This is a genomic window from Natronococcus jeotgali DSM 18795 (genome assembly GCF_000337695.1).
GTDB lineage: Archaea > Halobacteriota > Halobacteria > Halobacteriales > Natrialbaceae > Natronococcus > Natronococcus jeotgali.
The window spans coordinates 1-1,943 of sequence record NZ_AOIA01000090.1 but is presented as its reverse complement, the minus strand read 5'-3'; the positions used below and the strand labels follow the sequence as shown (position 1 = coordinate 1,943).

Sequence of the window (1,943 nt, the reverse complement as noted above, 5' to 3'; positions counted from 1 at the left end):
GATGTGTATAAGAGACAGGGATAGAGGACCGCCACCAGACTAGATCGGTCGGTCCCACCGCGAGGTGAGAGGTGCCGGGTGGGGTCCCCCTAGACACCGTTATAGGTCCCTGTGGTGGGTGGTGGGGTCGGTTCGATTTTCGGCGACCCTTGCGCCGTCCTGCGATTAGGGAGCGGAGGGGCGAGTGATTGTGGTGGGAGAATCGCAAGACGGCGGTAAGTTGTGGCGGTTCAGACAGGGGTATCCTTACGCCGTCCTGCGATTGTACGGATAGGGCCGGGATTCGACAGGGGGAAGAATCGCAAGACGGCGGTAAGTTGTGATGGGTGATACTCCGGGGCGATCGGCGACCCCTGCGCTGTCATGCGGTTTCGGGTTCTGTCTGGCTATGGTTAGAACTGCTAATAACAATATGTGGGCGTGTTGGTAGTATCGGGATAGGTAGATGTTCTGCCGGGGTGAAAGGTCAGTATTCTTTAAGGGGCTAGTCGTTCTCGTCGCAGTCAAAGCTACGCAACGTGAGTGAATGCCCGGAGAAGGCCCGGGCGACGGACGATTCCACCGGACGCGATTTGTGGCAGAATCGCCCGGTGGAAACCTCTTGGCCGGAGGGTTCGTCCTCGCTCTGTCCTCTCTCAGCCGAGTCAGTAAGTGTTTCGACGGTTCACGGAAACGCTCGGTCTGGACGACTAAGCGCCGATCCACCGCAAGGATCGGGCGATCTTGATTTGCCCGAGAGCCGGCGTACCCGGCTCGAGGGCCGCCCGATCCGCACGCCCCCGACCGGCGGGAGGGGGCTATCTTGTGCGGTGGCGGTGCGGCGGCGGTGCGGTCTTTACTCGACGCTAGTTAGAACAACTCAAGAGCCGCTATGCTTCGCCAATTCAGGCGTTCCACCGTGCGGTGCGGTAGAAGACGTGCCGGTGGCTATGGTGCGGTGCGGTGCCACCGGCTCGTCTTCGTCGCGGTCGTCGGATAGTGCCGCCCCAGCTGGGCCGGACGTGCTGTCGGGCCACTCGTGGAGCAGCTCGCGATCGCGTCGGTCGGGGTGGTCGGAGTGAGCGCGGATCCCGTCGACGGCGAGGTCGAGTTGGATGAGCAGTCACGGCTCGGTCGGGACTGGGATTGCGGGCCGGATCGGGAGCGGCCGGACTGCCGGAAGGACTTGGCGCACCTGAAGTACCAGACAGAATCGGGGGAACAGGCGTCGTACCGTTGCGGTTCGTGGGACTGCGAGTGTTGCGGCCACCGGCTGAGGATGGGACTGATCGAGGAGATAGAACGGATCACGGAGGAGCGCCCGGAGATGCGTCGGTTCCTGACGCTCACAGTGGACCGCAGAGCGCCCGCGTCGAAGGAGGAGAAGCACGAGTACATCACCGATCGGTGGAACGCGCTGAGGACGGAACTGAGGGACCGCTATCCAAACCTGTCGTATCTGTGGGTGCGGCACGAGGGAGACGAGCGGGACCGGCCGCACCTGCACCTGCTCGTGGATCGGTTCCTGCCGCAGCGGGAACTGTCGCAGTTGGCCGAGCGCGTCGGCCTCGGCCGGGTGGTGGACATCCGGCGGGTGGACGCACGGAACGCGGCGCACTACATCAGTGCGTACCTCGGTCGTGGCTCGCTGTCGTTCCTGCCGTCGGGGTCGCGGCGGTACGGATCTAGCGCCGACGTCGATCTCGATCCACGCGATCCGGGCGGCGACGATCGTGACGGCAGTGCGCTCGAGGAGGACTGGTCACTGATGGCGTGGGATCCGATCGTCGAGGACTGGGTGTCGGCTGCGTCGGGAGACTTCCGGCGCGACGAGGATAGAGGACCGCCACCAGACTAGATCGGTCGGTCCCACCGCGAGGTGAGAGGTGCCGGGTGGGGTCCCCCTAGACACCGTTATAGGTCCCTGTGGTGGGTGGTGGGGTCGGTTCGATTTTCGGCGACCC

At 64.0% G+C, this 1,943-nt stretch carries 1 protein-coding gene; it reads left to right on the top strand.

The window, feature by feature from the left end:
• The first annotated feature begins 1,018 nt into the window (after positions 1 to 1,018).
• Complete coding sequence (locus C492_RS09220) at positions 1,019 to 1,837, top strand: rolling circle replication-associated protein (RefSeq protein ID WP_004045523.1); 819 nt, start codon at positions 1,019 to 1,021, stop codon at positions 1,835 to 1,837.
• The last annotated feature ends 106 nt before the right edge of the window (positions 1,838 to 1,943 follow it).